20 protein-coding genes are annotated in these 17,401 nt (G+C 35.6%); 4 read left to right on the plus strand and 16 right to left on the minus strand.

Going from position 1 to position 17,401, the window contains the following annotated elements:
- Positions 1–5 precede the first annotated feature (5 nt).
- Positions 6–3,080: a DNA polymerase III subunit alpha gene (locus tag WFK35_RS02445; RefSeq protein WP_336731192.1), complete on the plus strand. Its 3,075-nt coding sequence runs from the start codon at positions 6–8 to the stop codon at positions 3,078–3,080.
- A gap of 10 nt (positions 3,081–3,090) precedes the next feature.
- On the opposite strand, the gene WFK35_RS02450 is transcribed toward WFK35_RS02445, so the two are convergent.
- The gene (locus WFK35_RS02450) at positions 3,091–3,765 is read right to left on the minus strand and encodes a DUF6904 family protein (RefSeq protein ID WP_240581007.1); all 675 of its coding nucleotides are present in this window, start codon (positions 3,763–3,765) and stop codon (positions 3,091–3,093) included.
- Positions 3,766–4,144: 379 nt separating this feature from the next.
- Here WFK35_RS02450 and WFK35_RS02455 point away from each other — a divergent pair, with 379 nt between their 5' ends.
- Complete coding sequence (locus WFK35_RS02455) at positions 4,145–5,272, plus strand: chloride channel protein (RefSeq protein ID WP_336731193.1); 1,128 nt, start codon at positions 4,145–4,147, stop codon at positions 5,270–5,272.
- Positions 5,273–5,356: 84 nt separating this feature from the next.
- Here the strand turns inward: WFK35_RS02455 and WFK35_RS02460 are convergent, their stop codons facing one another.
- From WFK35_RS02460 to WFK35_RS02470, 3 genes are all read right to left on the minus strand, one after another.
- Positions 5,357–5,569, minus strand: a complete 213-nt coding sequence (locus tag WFK35_RS02460; protein WP_240581009.1) for a hypothetical protein — start codon at positions 5,567–5,569, stop codon at positions 5,357–5,359.
- A 9-nt stretch (positions 5,570–5,578) separates the two neighbouring features.
- Positions 5,579–6,400 (minus strand): hypothetical protein, encoded by an 822-nt coding sequence (locus WFK35_RS02465; RefSeq protein ID WP_240581010.1) that lies wholly within the window; start codon positions 6,398–6,400, stop codon positions 5,579–5,581.
- A gap of 135 nt (positions 6,401–6,535) precedes the next feature.
- Positions 6,536–6,991: an Hsp20/alpha crystallin family protein gene (locus WFK35_RS02470; protein WP_240581011.1), complete on the minus strand. Its 456-nt coding sequence runs from the start codon at positions 6,989–6,991 to the stop codon at positions 6,536–6,538.
- Positions 6,992–7,391: 400 nt separating this feature from the next.
- On the opposite strand from WFK35_RS02470, the gene WFK35_RS02475 reads away from it, so the two are divergent.
- Positions 7,392–8,291: a hypothetical protein gene (locus WFK35_RS02475; protein ID WP_240581012.1), complete on the plus strand. Its 900-nt coding sequence runs from the start codon at positions 7,392–7,394 to the stop codon at positions 8,289–8,291.
- 145 nt (positions 8,292–8,436) lie between these two features.
- On the opposite strand, the gene WFK35_RS02480 is transcribed toward WFK35_RS02475, so the two are convergent.
- Both WFK35_RS02480 and WFK35_RS02485 read right to left on the minus strand, forming a co-directional pair.
- Complete coding sequence (locus WFK35_RS02480; protein WP_240581013.1) at positions 8,437–8,859, minus strand: hypothetical protein; 423 nt, start codon at positions 8,857–8,859, stop codon at positions 8,437–8,439.
- A gap of 63 nt (positions 8,860–8,922) precedes the next feature.
- Entirely contained in the window at positions 8,923–9,282 is a 360-nt protein-coding gene (locus WFK35_RS02485) for a DUF6876 family protein (RefSeq protein WP_240581014.1), read from the minus strand.
- Between the two features lie 381 nt (positions 9,283–9,663).
- Between WFK35_RS02485 and WFK35_RS02490 the strand changes: the two genes are divergently transcribed.
- The gene (locus tag WFK35_RS02490; RefSeq protein ID WP_240581015.1) at positions 9,664–10,278 is read left to right on the plus strand and encodes a hypothetical protein; all 615 of its coding nucleotides are present in this window, start codon (positions 9,664–9,666) and stop codon (positions 10,276–10,278) included.
- 147 nt (positions 10,279–10,425) lie between these two features.
- Here the strand turns inward: WFK35_RS02490 and WFK35_RS02495 are convergent, their stop codons facing one another.
- The 10 genes from WFK35_RS02495 to WFK35_RS02540 form a co-directional block, all read right to left on the minus strand.
- Positions 10,426–11,232 carry a PRTRC system ThiF family protein gene (locus WFK35_RS02495; RefSeq protein WP_240583207.1) on the minus strand — a complete coding sequence of 269 codons (807 nt, stop codon included), beginning with the start codon at positions 11,230–11,232 and terminating at the stop codon, positions 10,426–10,428.
- A gap of 2 nt (positions 11,233–11,234) precedes the next feature.
- Positions 11,235–11,975: a PRTRC system protein B gene (locus WFK35_RS02500; RefSeq protein ID WP_336731194.1), complete on the minus strand. Its 741-nt coding sequence runs from the start codon at positions 11,973–11,975 to the stop codon at positions 11,235–11,237.
- An 18-nt stretch (positions 11,976–11,993) separates the two neighbouring features.
- Positions 11,994–13,169: a hypothetical protein gene (locus tag WFK35_RS02505; protein ID WP_336731195.1), complete on the minus strand. Its 1,176-nt coding sequence runs from the start codon at positions 13,167–13,169 to the stop codon at positions 11,994–11,996.
- Between the two features lie 50 nt (positions 13,170–13,219).
- Positions 13,220–13,438: a PRTRC system protein C gene (locus tag WFK35_RS02510; protein ID WP_240581018.1), complete on the minus strand. Its 219-nt coding sequence runs from the start codon at positions 13,436–13,438 to the stop codon at positions 13,220–13,222.
- A 3-nt stretch (positions 13,439–13,441) separates the two neighbouring features.
- Positions 13,442–13,993, minus strand: a complete 552-nt coding sequence (locus WFK35_RS02515; RefSeq protein WP_336731196.1) for a PRTRC system protein E — start codon at positions 13,991–13,993, stop codon at positions 13,442–13,444.
- Positions 13,994–14,012: 19 nt separating this feature from the next.
- Positions 14,013–14,450: a hypothetical protein gene (locus tag WFK35_RS02520; RefSeq protein ID WP_336731197.1), complete on the minus strand. Its 438-nt coding sequence runs from the start codon at positions 14,448–14,450 to the stop codon at positions 14,013–14,015.
- A gap of 95 nt (positions 14,451–14,545) precedes the next feature.
- Positions 14,546–14,983 (minus strand): hypothetical protein, encoded by a 438-nt coding sequence (locus WFK35_RS02525; RefSeq protein WP_240581021.1) that lies wholly within the window; start codon positions 14,981–14,983, stop codon positions 14,546–14,548.
- A gap of 10 nt (positions 14,984–14,993) precedes the next feature.
- Positions 14,994–15,203 (minus strand): addiction module toxin RelE, encoded by a 210-nt coding sequence (locus WFK35_RS02530; RefSeq protein WP_240581022.1) that lies wholly within the window; start codon positions 15,201–15,203, stop codon positions 14,994–14,996.
- A gap of 14 nt (positions 15,204–15,217) precedes the next feature.
- Positions 15,218–15,616: a single-stranded DNA-binding protein gene (locus WFK35_RS02535; RefSeq protein WP_240581023.1), complete on the minus strand. Its 399-nt coding sequence runs from the start codon at positions 15,614–15,616 to the stop codon at positions 15,218–15,220.
- Between the two features lie 558 nt (positions 15,617–16,174).
- Positions 16,175–17,341 (minus strand): NUMOD4 domain-containing protein, encoded by a 1,167-nt coding sequence (locus WFK35_RS02540; RefSeq protein WP_336731198.1) that lies wholly within the window; start codon positions 17,339–17,341, stop codon positions 16,175–16,177.
- Between the last annotated feature and the right edge of the window lie 60 nt (positions 17,342–17,401).

Genomic DNA, 17,401 nt, shown 5'->3' on the forward strand with positions numbered 1-17,401 from the left:
AACTTATGTTTCTCAATTGTCATACTTATCATAGCTTGCGTTATGGGACTATTTCTGTCGAAGATCTGGTTCAACTGGCTGTTGACTATAAGTTAAAAGCTCTGGCATTGACTGATATTAATACTGTAACGGGTATTTACCAATTTTATAAGCTCTGTCAGCATAATAACATAAAACCAATTGTAGGGGTTGATGTACGGGTTGAAAATGAGCAGTATTATACCTGTCTCGCTAAAAATCCTAAAGGTATTGCAGAGATAAACAGGCTTTTGACGGATTACAACTGTGACGGTATTAGTATTCCGAAAATGAATCCTCCGTTGGAACATTGTTTTGTCATCTACTCTTTACAAAATACTCCCGAAAAACTATTGGAACACGAATTTATTGGGATCAGGCAGGAAGAGCTAAATCTATTGATAAAACCTGAACTCAAATCTTTAATACATAAAATGGTCATTCTTCATCCGGTAACCTTTAAAACCGATGAAGAATATAAGCTTCATAAAGTATTGCGGGCGATTGATGGCAATACCCTTTTTATTAAACTGACTGAAAAAGATTATTGCAGAAAAGATGAATGTTTTATTGATAAGAAAAAGCTTTTGAGTCAATTCGGACACTACCCTGAAATTATTGAAAATACTAAACATATCGTTAATGAGTGCAGCTTTGATTTTGAATTTAATACACCTAAAAATAAAAAGTATTTTACTGACAGCAGGGAAAATGATTTTAAATTACTTTCTCAGTTAGCATATGAAGGTTTAAGTAAAAGATATCCTGATAATAGTCAATTGGCGAAAGCAAGGGTTGAAAAAGAGCTGAAAGTTATTGATGAATTGAATTTTTGCGGCTACTTCCTCATCACTTGGGATATTATCCAGTACAGTAACCGGATGGGATTTATGCACGTTGGCAGAGGTAGCGGCGCTAACAGCATTATTGCTTATTGTCTTGGAATTACAGACATATGTCCTTTGGAACTTGATCTGTACTTTGAACGATTCCTAAACTTAAACCGTAAGAGTCCCCCGGATTTTGATATTGATTGGAGCTGGAAGAATCGAGATACAATTCTTGAATACATCTTCAATAAGTACGGAAAAGATTACGTGGCATTTTGCGGAACCAATGTCGAATTCAAAAGAAAATCAAGATTCAGGGAGCTGGGAAAAGTTTTCGGGCTTCCAAAAGATGAACTGGATCAGCTTTCTAAAAAACCGAAAGAGCAACACGACCAGAATTCAGTGGTTCAGCTGATTTATAAATATGAACAGCTATTGATAGGCTTTCCCAATCAAAGAAGTATGCATAGCTGCGGAATTTTAATTTCGGAGGAACCAATTACCAATTATTCAGCTTTGGAATTTCCACCCAAGGAATTCCCAATCGTGCAGTTCGATATGCACACGGCTGAGGATATTGGACTTGAAAAGTTCGATATTCTTTCTCAGAGAGGACTGGGAACGATTAAGGACACGGTAAATTTGATTAAGCAAAAAAGAGGAATTCACGTAGATATTGAAGATACAAGAATCTCGAAAGATGAAGTCAAATGCAATGAGTTTTTAAGCATTGGAAAAACCATTGGCTGTTTCTATATTGAATCACCGGCGATGAGAGGTCTACTACGGAGACTTAAATGTAACAATTATAAGGTGTTGGTAGCTGCATCTTCCATCATTCGGCCAGGTGTTGCCCAGAGCGGAATGATGCGGGAGTATATATTCCGCCATAACCATCCCGGCCAGTTCGAATACTTCCACGAGGTGTTTAAAAGAGAATTGGGTGAAACTTACGGCATCATGGTCTATCAGGAAGACGTTATAAAAGTTGCGATGCACTTTGGCGGAGTATCAGCAGCTAATGGCGATGTTCTCCGAAGGGCAATGAGTGGAAAGGGACGTTCTCTTTCCGCCTTACAGAAATTAAAAGATGATTTTTTTGAATCGTGTAAAAGAAAAGGTCATCCTGACCTGCTCTCTCAGGAAGTTTACCGACAAATTGAATCTTTTGCCGGATATTCGTTCTGTAAGGCACATTCAGCTTCCTATGCGGTGGAAAGTTATCAGAGTTTATATCTGAAAGCTTATTATCCTATTGAGTTTATGGTTTCTGCTATTAACAATGGTGGAGGATTTTATCGCACTGAGGTCTATGTTCACGAAGCCAAGATGTCAGGCGCTACAATTCATAACCCTTGCATTAACCTTAGTGAGTTCCATACGACAGTCTATGGCTCGGATGTCTATTTAGGATTAATGCATATTGAGAAACTGGAAGCATCTATCAAGCAATTTATTCCTGAGGAAAGAAAAGAGAATGGAGATTACAAATCCTTAGAGGATTTTGTCAAAAGAGTTAATATCGGCATTGAAACGCTGCAGATATTAATTTTTGTCGGCGCTTTCAGATTTACAGGAAAGCAAAAACACGAATTATTGATTGAGGCAAGGTTCTTACTTTCAAAGAATCAATACAAAACCAAGATAATATCATTATTTGATGAACCTCAAAAAAATTATGAGCTACCGACAATAGATAGAAATCCTTTTAAAGATGCCTTCGATGAAATTGAGATACTAGGATTTCCGGTTTCCTATTCTATTTTTGATTTACTAAAGACGAAACATAGAGGGGATGTATTGGTTAAAGATCTTTTAAAATATCACAAGAAGCAAGTTAGAATGCTGGCTTATTTGATTTCCAGAAAACACGTTCCCATTAAAATGAAAAACCATCCAGGCAAGAAAGACGATATGTATTTCGGAACCTGGATAGATGCGGAAGGACAATATTTTGACACCGCACATTTTCCGGACAGCCTGAAAAAGTTTCCTTTTAAAGAGGGGGGTATTTATCTTCTGCAGGGGACTGTTGAAGTGGATTACCATTTTCCGACTGTGACTATTACCCGAATGGCCAAGATGCCCCTTATTGCCGATCCCCGGTATTCAATGGATGAGAACAAATCAAAAGAGATGGAAAGAAGTTTGCGGGAAGATGTCAGTATGACTTTCAGGCAGCCTTATCCGCAAGAACACGAAATTGGATTGCCTAGAATAAAGATGGGTTGAATATTAATACTTACCATGGAACTTCGTATATCTTATCATCATCATTCAATTCGAGATCTTCAATTTTACAGTTACGTTTTTTTGCTTCAAACTGAAGAAAACTTAGCAAGTCATTGTACTCTTCCGTAGCATAGACAGCAGTCCGCATTAATTTGTCCAATTTTCTAAAGGAATTTTTGCCTCCCTTCAGTTCAAAAAAGGAAGAGTTAATATGTCTCATATAGAGATAGAGATATTCATTTCCGGCATTAATAGCGTCATCCAGATATGGCAAAAGATTAGCAGCACCAACTGTATCATAACTTTTCATTGCCTTTTCAATCCAATATTCAAGATGAAGAAACATGGCAATATCTGCTTTATTACTTTCCGTAATTTTCATATTGTATTTTAATGCAGCAATAGAAAACAAAAGATGGACCCAGGAAACTTGAAAACCACAATATGGAATTTGCTCAAAAGTGTAATGACTATGACTTCTGGTTAAGCGGCTGCCATACGAAGCTTTCCGTATTTCGTACGAAAAACTACTAATCAGATTGTTTTTGTCTTCGTATCCTTTAACTTGCGAAAGAGTTGGATTATTCCAAAATTTTGAAACAATATCGTACAGAAATTCAAGATCATCACGCGTTCCGCAAATTTCGATTCCAAGCCCTTTTTTTGTAGGTATTGTATAAATCATTATTCTTTTCTTGTGTAAGCAAAAGTAAGTTAGAATTTTGTTAAAAAAATAATTTTTTTTTATGAATACAAGTTCTTTTAAGATTCGCCTTTCATACTTTGTATCGTTTCTAATCTTTAAAAAATTATCTTTCTATACATTTTTACTAATTGCGAAAGTTCATAGATGCATAGTAAACTATAAAATATGACTTACCTTTGTTCCGCTCTAAAAAAACGAAGTTATGCAAGGTAATAAAGTCCAAAGAAAGAAAATCATAAGGGCAAGCTATGTAAGATTAGGCGGGATTTCAATTATTGTTAGCATTTTTTGTTGTCTGATTTCTTATAGCCTAAAACATTTGACAGGATATGTGCAGGAACATTTATTTGAAAAAACCATGACTACGGAAAATAGATTATTTATCATTTTGCCTAGTATAGGGATTACAGCCATCTATTTTTTACGTAAATATTTTTTCCAGAATAGAAAAAACAAAGGAATTAAGGAAATATACACGACTCTTGAAACGAGAAAGGATCATCTCCCTTTTTTCAAAATACCTTCCCATTATATCAATGGATTTTTAACGGTAATTTTCGGAGGTTCTACGGGGGTAGAAGTATCTACTGTTGTTGCTACTGCAACATTTGGTAATCAGGCTTACAAACATTTTCATACCGCAAGGGCATATAAGACAGAACTGATATGTGCCGGTATTATAGCCGGAGTAACAGTATTATTTGGAAGTGCCTTGGGCGGATTTTTATTTGCATTTGAAGTTATTGCCCGTAAATATAATAGAACATTGCTGATTAGTGGAATCAGTTCTATGCTTGCTGCTTATGTTTTTGTTCATTATTTTGATTCCGATCCTTTATTTTCATTTGCAGTAAAAGAGTGGCGTTGGCAGGCAATGCCGTTTGCTGTGATTCTGGGTTTGATCGGAGGTATTTTTGCACTGTATTTTACGAAGATTGTTATTTATGCGAAGACATTTTTCGGTGGGATCAGTAATAATTTTATTCGTGTAAATCTGGGAGCTGTCTCGGTTGGAGTATTTATCTTTTTTCTCCCGGTTTTGTACGGGGACAGTTATCACGGACTTGGAAAAATTCTTGAAAACAGCTTATACAACACAGTAAATCCAGGCCATTTCATTCCATTGATATTACTTATTTTCGTAAAGCCTTTAGTGGCATCATTAACACTAGGTGCAGGAGGTGACGGAGGCGTTTTCGCTCCAAGCATCGTAACAGGCGCATTATTAGGAATTCTTTTTGCCCAGTTTTGCAATCATTATTTAGGTACGCACCTGATAGTTATTAACTTCGCATTGTTCGGAGCCGCTGCGATGCTTTCCGCAGCTATTCATGCGCCTATTACTGCGATATTCATTATTTCCAGTATTGTGCCATCAGGTTATCTTTTGCTAATCCCTTTGTTGATCACCAGCATTGTTGCCAAAATCCTGGCTAAGAAACTATATCCATACAATGTATATACTTACAAGGAAGTTATAAAATAAAATGGAGTGTTCATCGAAAAATATGCTGCATAATAATAAAGCTGCCTCTTAGAGGCAGCTTTATTGTAAGTAAAAGGTCAGAAACTACTTTTTCAGGTGAAGCGATTTATCACTTTTTTCTAAAAAATAGATAATCGAACCAATGATCGGTAAACCGAACTGCAACCAGATGTAATTGTTTCTTTGTCTTTTTGAAAGATTTTTGTTTTTAAGAATATCTCTGATTGTAACAACGTTTAATACCGCAAAAACTGCAAATGCAATAATTAAATAAGTTGGATCTTCAAAAAGCATCATATATATATTTTAAGATATTGACGAAATGATTGCACACGATACGGTTACTGATGCGCCGCAAGATCCCCACCAAGGTAACCCCATCGCTTCATACGAATGACAGATTGCTGTAGATGTAGAATTTTGCTTGATAGCTCTTACAATACAGCTATAGCATTCACCAAAGGATATATTTCCATTGCCATTACTGTCACATAAATGTCTTGAAGTTAAATTAGCACTTTTAGCCGGATTTGCAAGGTATGCATATTTTTCCCTCAGCTCATCAGAAAGCCCATCTCCTTCAACATTAGTATAGTACCCCTTATCAATATCCATTTTGGTATGCATAAAGTTTTCATAATTTAGATCGTAAAGTTTGATACTGCCGGTTTGTCTATCCATATCATAGGATGATAAATCAGCATAATTCAGCGCATATTTATCTTTGTTCGGAAGGAACGGCGTGTCTTTAAGATCGAGAATTTCTAACTTACCTTCCAATTTACCATTTCGCAAAAGCGAAACCACAAAGAAATCATACACTTTTCCATCAACTTCATATTGCTTATATAATATGGAGTTAAGATCCATCTGACCAAGACCATTAATATAGTCTTTATGGTTTTGATAGGTTTGTGAACTTAAAAAATTATCGAAAGCCGGGTCTTTGGAATTAATATATGAGAAGCCGTCCGTTTCTTCAGATGTTCTGGCTAAAGTTTTAGAATTCTCATTAGAGATTTTTGCTGTATCATCCCCGCTTATACTGTTGAAACTATCACTGTTACAAGAATAAATGATCGCAGCAAATAAAAATGCAAAAAAAGTGAATAAGCTTAATTTTTTCATAATCGTTGATTTTAGTTTAGTAATGACAATAATTAAAATTTTACTTAATGTTAAAAGATTAAATTTCTCAATTGAAAATCAAAAATTATATGAGTTGGCTTCATTATAAAAAACCAACTGCAAAAACTGAAGTGATTATTGAACTTCTATAAGTTTAGGAGGTTGTTTTTTTGCTTCCTCTTTCTTTGGAATAGTGAGTTTTAGAACACCGCTTTCGTATTTAGCTTCAATATGTTCATCATCTACTACGTCTTTGGGAAGCTCAAAACTTCGGCTAAAAGATTGATAGCTAAACTCTCTGCGAGTATAATTGCTGTTGTTCTCTTCTTTCTGATCCTTTTTTGAAGAAGAAATAGTAAGGAGATTACCATCCAGGCTAATTTGGAAATCTTGTTTTTCCATTCCCGGTGCGGCGACTTCCACCATAAAATTTTCTGGATTCTCCATAATGTTCACTGATGGGAGAGTCGTCCGTGTGGAAGAAAAATTATTATTGCCCCAATTAAATAGTTCGCGACTGAAAAAGTCATCGAACAGTGTACGTGGATTTGCAGGGAGCAAACTGCCATTGTTTCTTTTTTCGATTGACATAACAAACGTTTTTTTGGTTAAACAATAAAATTTAAAGAACACACCAATCATTTTTCAAACGATATACCAGAATCTTACCAGTGAAAAAATGTCACAATCTGCAAAGAAAAAATGTCACAAATCATAGTAAAGTTGTCAAATTATTTAAAAGAAAATCTGACATTTTTAGAAGGTATATGCAACCATTTTCAAGATAACACGGCAACGTGCGAACTTGTTTTTGAAATTGGGTGGCTCCTTTCGCAAGAATAGGTTTCCGATAGAAGTGTGAATTTTAATTATGTTGAAAGAGCGATTTCAGAAGTATAGCGTTTCAAAAAACAGGGTTCATATACAAATGCATTTTTTTATACTATTATAAAATATTTTATTACCTTAGTTATAACTAAAACCTATTACTATGAAAACTAGACATTTACTTATCCGAGGTGCAGTGGTTATTACCCTGTGTACATTATTTTTAGTACTATTTAATTGTAAGAAAGGCGAAGTGACTGAGGCAACTTCAGAAAGTAGAGCAACCGACACGGTCTTTACCCAGGTAGATAGTACCGCTTCAGCAACTGTTGATTATGCTAAAGGGGAAGCCGGTAGCAGTTCGGAAGATATTAAGACAGCAAAACCTTCTGACCACAATTCGTACACTACGGAGCAATTGGATAATTTTAATTTGAGTGCTTTTGTAAAAGATATGGAAGCTAAGAAAGGGGGACAAATGATTTATGAAAATAGTAATGAATCGCTATCTCCCAAATACACTCATTTAAAATTACCTGACGACATTAACATAACAAGAAATGACTTAACGAGCCTTAAAACCATCATTAAAATTTTCGACGGTAATAAGAATGCTGGAATGAAGATCCCTGGCTTTGGAAATTTAACATTAGGTAAAAAAGAAACAAACCTAAATGTTTACTACTTGGAGACAAAAAAAGTTAATTATAATAACAAGGAGGTGCTGGTAGGTATAGGATATTCCATCCATTATTTATTTAAGAAATTAAAGAATGGAGTTGAGGTAAACAGTGCTAACTTAAGAAATATTGCAGCAGAAGTTCAACTCAACAATAAAAAAACGCAGGTAGTTTATAGTATGGAAAGCTATGGGATAGCGGGGAAAAGTTTTGCAAAATACTTTAAGCCTATTGTTGATAAGGATTACGATATTGAAGGTTTTACAATATCACAAAATGCTCTTGATGGAATGCACAACCTTTTAACAGCTGAAAAAGATGATCCGGGAATTAAATATACACCTGAAATTTTGCCGGATCAATCATTACTTTTGAGTTATTAATTGCAAAACTCACTTTCTAAAATATTGTCTTCCGACCGAAGGGAGGAATCGTATTTTTGTCTGGTAACAGGAAAATAATTTGAAAAATATAGTCAAAGACAAAAAGGAATTGGAAAATTATTTCCAATTCCTTTACAATCCTAAATTATATTTTGGTATTCAATAATAGGCGAAGATTCTTTGACTTTCTAATATCGACATACTTTTTAAACTCAGGAGTTTTTGAAAATTCCTGCAACACTTGAATTATCTTGATTTCTTCTTCGGCAATACAGGAGATTTTAGCACAAAATGTTCCAATATCACCAAAGCAATTGCCTATACCAAATAACAGTAGATAGTAGGTTTCTTTGGAGATTGGGCGTTGATAATGCGATAGGTTTTGTTTACCTTCTTCATCTTCATTCATAAATCTCAAATCCTCATCAAACATTTCCTGCGTGAAGAAAATGCCGTATTCAATTCCATTATATGATTCGTACGTCAGGTTATATTTTTCTTTCAGGAGATTATTAACTTCTTTTGCCATTTCAGGTTTTTTCAAATAGATAATTGAATATGTTCCCATAATTTAATATGTTATTTAAAGATTATAAAACACGATTGACCTATACATCGTGAGGTTTGACGGTTAATGCTCACTTGGCAGAAGCAGCACATCACCTTCTTTCCAAATGGTAAATTCGCTAAAGAAGAAATCTGAAAACTCAATATCTTGACTAACTAAGACCTTATTGTTTCCGTTGGTTGCAGAAAGTTTAAATTTGGTATTTTCAATTCTTTCAATTTTCCAAACCTGCAATTCCTGGTTTTTAAATTTTTCTTCAAACTGATAAGATGCGATGGCGTCAAGGAACCAATAGCATTTTTCTTCGTCTGCGACAGCTTTTACACCGTCGGTTAGTAGTAACCCAAAAGGATACCTGTAATAGTTTTCTGTACCTATAAAATGGTTATAAAACTCATTTGCTGAAATGTCAGGTTTTTTCATAATGTGAAATTTTAAATTGTTAATAATTCATTTTCGACAACTGCTGGTTTTCAATTTTGATTTTTAATTTTTCGGGAATGTCAATGAACGCTATGCTTTTAATCTGACCAGCTTGTCGTTTTTCATTGCTTTCTGACGATAGAAATTCCGTTTCAGACAAAACCGGAATGGAAGCATTGGAATGAAGGCTCCGAAATCTTTTTGTCCATAGGATTCAGGAGTATCTGGGAAAGTTATCGAAGCGTAGTGCAGAGAATTTTTTTAGAAACCCAAAAAGATTTTTCTGTGCAGAAACTGGATTTGTACTTTTGCATACTGAAAACGAACCGACGGTCAGATAAACTGCATTCAATGTTTGTTTCCCCTTTAAAAAAAAACAAAATGATTTGTAAGAGATGTAAAAGTGAAGAAGTAGAAAAGTATTACGAAACTGAATACCACGATATTTATAAATGCGGGAATTGTGGATGTGAAGAAATAAAACTATCTGATGATTGTTGTAGAAACCCCAATAAAATTGTCGTTAATGATGCTAAATTTTTCCCAAATTTTAGATTGTACGAACAATGTAAAAACTGTGGAGGAACTAAAAGAAATTTTCCGGTTAAATACACTCCGGACATTGACATTAGGGGAGAATTTGATTTGGAATGTTTTGAAGAACGGAAAGTAAGGATAGATTTAGAAAAAAAACTTATATATGAAAGTGTATCGTATTCCAATTATTTGAGTTCTCCAAGGGGACAATATCATAAATATCTTGAATCCCCGGAATGGAAGGCGAAAAGAGAACTGGTTTTCAAAAGAGACGGATATATTTGCACTCAATGTAAATGTAAACCTGCATTTCACGCGCATCATTTAACTTATGAGAACATATTTAATGAAAAGCTGGAAGATTTAATTTCAGTTTGTGCAGACTGTCATTCGAAAATTCATTATAAGGAATTGATGCAAAAGATTGATGATTTACAAAACAGTAAATCATCATCCTAATAACTGCGCAATCTTTTTTCAAAACAACAGGAAAGAAAGCAAGGATTTGTTTTAGAAATGGGATTGCATCCGCTTAAACTGCAAAAATGCGTTTCCGACCGAAGGGAGGAATTGCATTTTTGCCGCCCGATTTTCATCGGGCGACTGTTAGCATTTTATAGGTTGGGAATGAAAATTTTTGAGATTAAGGAAAAATCCCCTGTTTTCAGTAAGACCGTCACGAAATAGGCTAAACAAGAGAGAACAGCCCATTTGTGCAAGGGTTGAATTGATATATAAGTCCTGTTTTTCCAATGCTTCGGCTAAACTGCAACTTGGTGTATCATCATCTGTTTCGGATTGTAAGAGTAATTCTCCGAACTCTTCTGTTATATAAGGAAGACTTGCAACCGTTTCGTATTTTTCTGACTTGGGTTGCCGAATTTCCCCCACAGTTGAAAGCAAGACCTGCCCTGAATGTTTGTTATTCCCAAAATCAACCCAATATTTAGGTTGGTTTCTGCTTAACCATCTACCGACTACCACCTCGTCGATAATATCCGCAATTTCAAAGCGCGATTTGACATTATCGACACAGGACAAATATATGGCTGACTGCATATTTTTACAGACCTTTCCTGATGAATCCCTTTCAAACTTCCTGACTTCGGCTTTCCAATTCGTTCCCATCCACCTATTTGCCCGATTAATCAATACAACCGCCTTCGGCAGACCGACCTCGCATTCGGCGAAACGTTGCCTGCCCTGATTGGCTTCGGTCACAATATCATCATCCCAAAGTCTTACGTGCAAACCTGCGTGTCCTAATGCGATCAAAGAATGGTTCATTTCCATCAAGGCGGTCAAAACCTTCGAACCTGTTCCTCCTGCTCCGATAAGGTTTATTGAAATAGGATTCGTTGGGTGGATAAAGCTATCATCAGTAAAGTGAACTTTTAGCTTTTCAGTATGTATCATCAGAGAAGATTTTTTAAAGTTAGATTTGAGTTAAGTAAAACATCTATTGGAAAAGCTTCTTTGTTTAGAATTTGATTTTTCCACAGATTCACACAATTGCCTTTTATCGGATTGTGATTGTTGACCAAATGGCTGAAATAGGAATTAAAAAAATAATTCTCCCATTCTTTTATAAATTCTTCGAGTGATGCAGAATTTTTAATATTGATGTCCACACTTCCCATACAGACATTTCCACTTTCATAAACATTAAGAAAGGGCGCATACAAAAGCTGAGTTTCCGCTGTAGGACGTCTATTAGTAGCGAGCGCAAATATTCTTATTCCACGTTTATTGGCGCACCATAGTAGAGGAGGTGTATGTGCCTGCCCATTCGGAATAGATAGCCTTTCTGTAAAGTACAATTGCCGTTTCTGTGATTTGGTGTACCAAATAACTTTTCCATTCTCAGATGCATCAATAAAGAGAACATTTGTGGAGATAATACCATTTGATTTCAAAAAATCTTTATTTTTCTTGGTTTGGATGTCGAGTGTTGCAGACAATCGCTGTGCTTCCCTTATTGTTAGTGGATGGGCATTAATCATATTGCCATTGCTATCAATATCAAAGTTTTCAACGTAACTTTGAGCGTTATTTCCCTCTGTCTCATAAAAGACCAAAGCCGATTTAGGATGGTACAATGTCCCGAAACTATCGGTGATGTCTGTTTCTTCGGCGGTATTCAATGTATCTTTCATTATTGTTTTGTTTAAATATTAATTAAGCAATGTGCACAATCTGTTTAAAATCTTAAAAAACCGATTTTCAAAATCGAGATTTTTGTTTGTTATGCTGCTCCCGTCAAAAGTTTTATAAATTGTCGGTTCCTGTGTGTCTGCATATTCATTGAAGTCGTTATTTACGCTTTCGATAAGGGTTTCATATATCAATCCATTGCTTTCGGCAAAAAACGAGATATATTTATCCATCGTAATCGCTGTTTGTTCATAGTAATAGTCATCATCATCCTCTTCTGATTTGAATGCATTGTTGTAGTGGGCATTTCTATACAAACTTTCGTTTGGGTATTCGCAATAAAGTTTAAAAGTTCTATCTGCCAATTCAAAGCATTCTTTATCAAAATTGTTCTTTGGTCTGAAAGCTTTAAGGCGTTGCTCAAAAAAGAGAAGGTTATTGATGTTTGCTATTTTCTGCCCCATTTTATCACCTACAATTTCAGCTCTTTGCAATTCTTTTTTATAGGTGTGGCTTTCATCTATTTCCTCGTCCATAGCTATCCATTCTCCGAGAATTTCATAATGCCAATCTAGGTAAGAGCCTTCCATTCTATAATAGGGAACATCCGCAATCCTATATAAATAAGTGCAAACCGATAAAAGCAGACAGGCTGTTTTTCTTCGTGTCTTATCTTTTAGCATCAGATAAAGCGGTACAACAGGAATATAAAATAAACTTGCTCCTGTGTTGCATCGTTCCCTAAGGACAAAATAGGTTTTATCTCCTTTCTGAATCAGGCGAATATCGTCACAGTTTTCGGTCTTGTTTCTTAATTGCTTTTCAATGTCCCATAGGGAGAGGCTAATATTGTAGGGGTAATTAAAATCTTGTATAGGCATTGGCTCAATACCATAATGTTCTGCTAATTGAGAAAGGGACTTATAAAAATCCCTTTCTGTCTTGGCAGCCTTACGTTTGCTCTGTTTTACTAATGATTCGTTCACATTTAGTCTGGGCTTAAAGCAGACTTTCAGAAAAGCATCGGAAGTTGCGAGATTGGAACGGATTTTCGCCTGTCCTTGCGAACCTCCGAACTGTCCTTTGGCTGATTCATCCATTCTGTGTAATCCTTTAGCTGTCGGTGCAGTTGCTTTTGTTTTTTTTCTTCGGGAAGTTGAATTGTTCCCGATATCACTTTTTGTTGCATTATTCATCTTCTTATAAATTATTTTTAGAAAATCCCTCTTTCGAGGGGCTTGTTGAATTAGCCCTTAGTACCCATTACACTTTCAAAACGGTACTGGATTTTATCACCTTTTATATACGGTTCGGACACTTTGGAAGTTGTTAAGATAGGGTAGGTATTGGCATAGAAATTCATAACCGCTTCTACACTCCATTTCGGGTTTGGGTCGGTCAATTTAACTTCCAGCCCATTATCTTTCAATATGAAGATTCTTTCTAATAGTGTTGCTAGTAACATACATTATGGATTTGAAGATTGGACATTCTCATTGGTGTTTGCACTAAAAAGACTTGGTGCAAAATGACTTGCGTATTCATCCTGTTTTTTGTTTATTATTTCGGCGAATTCGGGATAGGCAGAAACTTTTGGAAGAGCCGACCACGCTTCTTTATATTTGCCTTCTTTTTCCAATTCTTCTGCTTTCTGAAAAGCATCTTTGTATTTTTTTTCTTTAGCTTCCTTTTCTTTTTTATCCTTATCTGCCTTCTCCTTTTCCATTGCTGATTTCTTTTGGGCTTCTTCAAGGCTTTTCATAAAGGCTTCCATATTGACCATTAAACCTGAGGCGGTCTGTAATGGTGTTGCGATTTTTTCAAAAAAACCGTTGTCAAGTTCTTCTGCCGTACCGTTCAGGTTGAAAGGCAGAATTAGATTTTTCGCTTTGTCACCACATCGTTCGTTGTTGAGCAGTACGGTCAGTACAAAACCACTATCTTCTACTTGTCGGAAAATTAACTTTAAATCGCCCACCAGATTTAATTTGGCTAACTGTCTAAAAAAATTAGTCTGCATATCTATTTTGTTTAGTGATTTATTTTACGAGTTCAAAAAGTGGTATTTCGGAAGTCCAAAATTCTTCGCCGGTATGTTTGCCATACACCTGATAATAGCCATAACCGTTCTTCACAAATTGGACTGCATGCGAAATGAGCCTATTTTCAGGTACGGATAATTTTTCAATCGTTTCCTCGTCAATTTCTATATATGACCAATCCATTCCATCAAGTAATTCGGCTGAATCGGGGCAAAACTCGTTATCATCTTTATAAAAAGTGATGGATTGCTCTGAATATATCATAGAAAGAAGGGAGAAATCATCTGAAAATGGTTTAATGCGCTCTATCCGCTCCTGCTGTTCTTTATTCCATTCCTGTGTAATCGTAAGAATTGCAAAGTCGCAAGAATCCCACTCGCTGTTGGTCATTGCTTTGACCATTATATGTTTTGTTGGTATTTGAGATATTTTCATTTATTTTCGATTTTTAGATAAAACATCCATTAACTCCGCATCACCCGAATTGGGCAATACGGAAGAAATAATGAATGTTCAAATTGCTGTTCGTGTTATAAAAGTGATTGAGTAAGTTCTTCTAATGAAAATTGATGTGTCCAGAATTCATCATCCGCATAGCTCTCAAAACAACTGTAAACTGCATCGCCATTACTAAATACCTGCATTTGTTTGCAGGAGATTCTGACATCGTTTTGGGGCAGGCTTTTGATTTCTTCCAAATCGGTTTCCACGAAAACCATATTCTTGTCCGTCAGCCATTCCTTAATTTCGGGTATTTTATCAGAATAGCTGAAAAATTCTATACTTTCGTCATCATAGTTCAGCCATTTAAAAGTATCATCATCTATAAAGCATTTTGCAGCCTGCATTCTTTTTTTTGCTGTGGCTTTCCATTCCTCAGTGGTATGAATAATTGCGAAGTCACACAAATCACCATTGTGAAATGCACCGATTAATAAGAATTCTGTTGGTTTAAGAGATATTTTCATTTTTTTATTGTTAATTATTTTCGTTAATGTATGTACCACTCGTTTTAAAAGGGTCTGTACCTTGTGTCAATCGGATTTCGGACTTAAAAATCTTGGATAGTTTTCTTGCGTATCTTATAGCTGTTGACCTGTCGCAGTAAGTCTGATAATAGACTGTTATATCGTCCCAATCCTTGTTATCCTTTGTCTGCTTCACCTGAAAATTAAATTGCGCATCCATAGCTGAATTACATTTTAAAATGGTAAGTCGTCTGTTTCCTCTTCGGTAAAAGGATTACCTTTTGGTGTTTCGGAACTCGGCTGTTCTTTTGTATTATCTTTTTTTCCTCCTCCGTGAAGTTTAATTCTTGAGGTATGAAAGTTCAATCCCGATTTGATTTCTCCGTCTTTGTTCACCCAAGCACTCGAACTGGGTCTTCCAACAAGTTCGACTAGAGTACCTTTAGTTAGATATTCAGCAATCTTGGGGTTAATCCAATAGGAACAATTATAAAAAGTGGTCTGTTCCTTGATTTCGCCGTCTTTCGTTTTGTAGCGGTCGTTGATTGCTACAGGAAAGTTGACAACCTGCTTGTCATTTTTTAAGATGTTGATTTCTGCGTTTTTTGTTAGTCTACCTACGATTGTGTTCATAATGTTTCGTTTTAAATGTTAATTTTTTTTGTTTGTAATTTTATTAATGTTTAAAATGCCAAGTGAATTGATTGGGTATCGAGGACACTGGGCTTTTTTCTTTTATTTACTTTTCCCAATTTGGAAAAGCATTATTTTTTGCTGTTTTTCTTTTTTTTCGTTGATGTCAAAGAGCGTCTTTGTTTGAATTGATTCGTACAACTGAGGTTGCGGCTTTTTCTTTGCCGATGATCATAGGAAAGTATCAGGCATACAAAACCCGGTTCGTTTCATCTAAAACAAACTGTTTTCGAACCGAGCTTGAAATCTTTTTGTCCGAAGGATTTAAGGAGTGTCTGGGAGAATTGTTGGAACGAAGAGGAAAGAATTTTTCTAGAAACCCAAAAAGATTTTTTTGAGTGAATGATGCTGTCCTACATTTGCAATAGTAAAAAGCCTGACTTCAGTTGAAATCAGTTCAAGGACGCTCTTATCAATGAAAACTAAAAGAAGACCATTCAAAACAACGGCATTCTGAAATGTTTTTAAATTTATCGAGATATAACAAGTCGATAGATTCTATCTTTTATTTGGAAAGGAACCTTGATAAACTAAATTAAGTTTTGACAAATCGAAGTTCCAGAAAGGTACATTTGTATTGATAACAGCAAATTTATTATCGTCAATATCAAATGGACTGATGAAACAACAGAATAATAATTTGGTAATAGATTTATTGTAATTTTTCCGGTTGTGCCTTAGAATACAACGCAATGCGTAAGGTTTTCCTTTTTTGAAATCAACGTAAAGGGAAAGCACCTGTTCACTCAGATACACTTTTCTTCCCTCTGTCGTCCAGCCGCTTAATCGCTTTACCCGCCCTTTATTAGAAATAACAAACCGATTTCGAAAGCCAGGTATGGTCTTCCATTTTTCTCCGGGAAGATCTTCAGGCGACAAATTCATACAGGGTGGCGGATTATTCTTATCAATTAGGGGTTGTCCCAGATTTTTCCATACGGTTTCGTTAAGGAGCTTATGATTGGTTTTTGACTTTGGTTTAACTTCAAAGTCTTTTTCTGTAATGGAACGGCTGCTTATAAACCACCGGAATCCACCTGCGGTCAGAAAGATACCATTAACTGCATCCATTATACTTTCACGGCCAACACCAACTGCTTTTTCAGCACTGTACATATCTTCAAAATCAGTGATGAAATTACCATTAACATCATACTGTGAGACAGGCTGCGAATAGATCACTTTTCGATTTCTCGTCCTGTTAGCGTTAAATGTCCTGTAACGTCTCTCGCTTGCTGATATTTTTTCCAGATTGGCAGAATGCAGATGCAGATTATTATCATCTTTAAATCCTATAATGATATTGCGGTCTTCATAGTTAAATTTCTCAACAAAATGGTAGTAGACCAGCCGTGCAACTGACTTCCTGTATTTTTTTCCATCTGAGGACAATGTGCAGTGTACCTGGTAAAAATCTTTATGAAGATACCTGTTAAGCTGCTTTACAAATATAAGTTTCATAATCATTTCCCGTTCTTTTTTACCTTTTGTCTTATGGGGTAAGAAAGTCCATCTCTCTAAACTCTTCAACCTGCCATAGTTTGAAATAGCATAATTAGCGAAGCCGTCCACCTCTTTCCAATCTTCACCAGGCAGGTCTGATAAAGAACGATTGTAAATCACTTCTTTCACATATTCGTCTTCTAATTCAGCAGGTAGTTTCATAGCAGTTGAGTAAGAATGTATATTTTAGTATGGTTGTCATAAAGATAAAAAACATTGAGA

It is taken from the genome of Chryseobacterium sp. VD8 (assembly GCF_037149975.1).
In the GTDB taxonomy this organism is placed as follows: domain Bacteria; phylum Bacteroidota; class Bacteroidia; order Flavobacteriales; family Weeksellaceae; genus Chryseobacterium; species Chryseobacterium indicum.

What these genes read in the sequence shown, in the direction of transcription:
- WFK35_RS02445 (WP_336731192.1), top strand. Translation starts at nt 6, where the DNA reads ATGTTTCTCAATTGTCATACTTATCATAGCTTGCGTTATGGGACTATT.
- WFK35_RS02450 (WP_240581007.1), bottom strand. Translation starts at nt 3,765, where the DNA reads ATGATTTATACAATACCTACAAAAAAAGGGCTTGGAATCGAAATTTGC.
- WFK35_RS02455 (WP_336731193.1), top strand. Translation starts at nt 4,145, where the DNA reads ATGACTACGGAAAATAGATTATTTATCATTTTGCCTAGTATAGGGATT.
- WFK35_RS02460 (WP_240581009.1), bottom strand. Translation starts at nt 5,569, where the DNA reads ATGATGCTTTTTGAAGATCCAACTTATTTAATTATTGCATTTGCAGTT.
- WFK35_RS02465 (WP_240581010.1), bottom strand. Translation starts at nt 6,400, where the DNA reads ATGAAAAAATTAAGCTTATTCACTTTTTTTGCATTTTTATTTGCTGCG.
- WFK35_RS02470 (WP_240581011.1), bottom strand. Translation starts at nt 6,991, where the DNA reads ATGTCAATCGAAAAAAGAAACAATGGCAGTTTGCTCCCTGCAAATCCA.
- WFK35_RS02475 (WP_240581012.1), top strand. Translation starts at nt 7,392, where the DNA reads ATGAAAACTAGACATTTACTTATCCGAGGTGCAGTGGTTATTACCCTG.
- WFK35_RS02480 (WP_240581013.1), bottom strand. Translation starts at nt 8,859, where the DNA reads ATGGGAACATATTCAATTATCTATTTGAAAAAACCTGAAATGGCAAAA.
- WFK35_RS02485 (WP_240581014.1), bottom strand. Translation starts at nt 9,282, where the DNA reads ATGAAAAAACCTGACATTTCAGCAAATGAGTTTTATAACCATTTTATA.
- WFK35_RS02490 (WP_240581015.1), top strand. Translation starts at nt 9,664, where the DNA reads ATGATTTGTAAGAGATGTAAAAGTGAAGAAGTAGAAAAGTATTACGAA.
- WFK35_RS02500 (WP_336731194.1), bottom strand. Translation starts at nt 11,975, where the DNA reads ATGAAAGATACATTGAATACCGCCGAAGAAACAGACATCACCGATAGT.
- WFK35_RS02505 (WP_336731195.1), bottom strand. Translation starts at nt 13,169, where the DNA reads ATGAATAATGCAACAAAAAGTGATATCGGGAACAATTCAACTTCCCGA.
- WFK35_RS02510 (WP_240581018.1), bottom strand. Translation starts at nt 13,438, where the DNA reads ATGTTACTAGCAACACTATTAGAAAGAATCTTCATATTGAAAGATAAT.
- WFK35_RS02515 (WP_336731196.1), bottom strand. Translation starts at nt 13,993, where the DNA reads ATGCAGACTAATTTTTTTAGACAGTTAGCCAAATTAAATCTGGTGGGC.
- WFK35_RS02520 (WP_336731197.1), bottom strand. Translation starts at nt 14,450, where the DNA reads ATGAAAATATCTCAAATACCAACAAAACATATAATGGTCAAAGCAATG.
- WFK35_RS02525 (WP_240581021.1), bottom strand. Translation starts at nt 14,983, where the DNA reads ATGAAAATATCTCTTAAACCAACAGAATTCTTATTAATCGGTGCATTT.
- WFK35_RS02530 (WP_240581022.1), bottom strand. Translation starts at nt 15,203, where the DNA reads ATGGATGCGCAATTTAATTTTCAGGTGAAGCAGACAAAGGATAACAAG.
- WFK35_RS02535 (WP_240581023.1), bottom strand. Translation starts at nt 15,616, where the DNA reads ATGAACACAATCGTAGGTAGACTAACAAAAAACGCAGAAATCAACATC.
- WFK35_RS02540 (WP_336731198.1), bottom strand. Translation starts at nt 17,341, where the DNA reads ATGAAACTACCTGCTGAATTAGAAGACGAATATGTGAAAGAAGTGATT.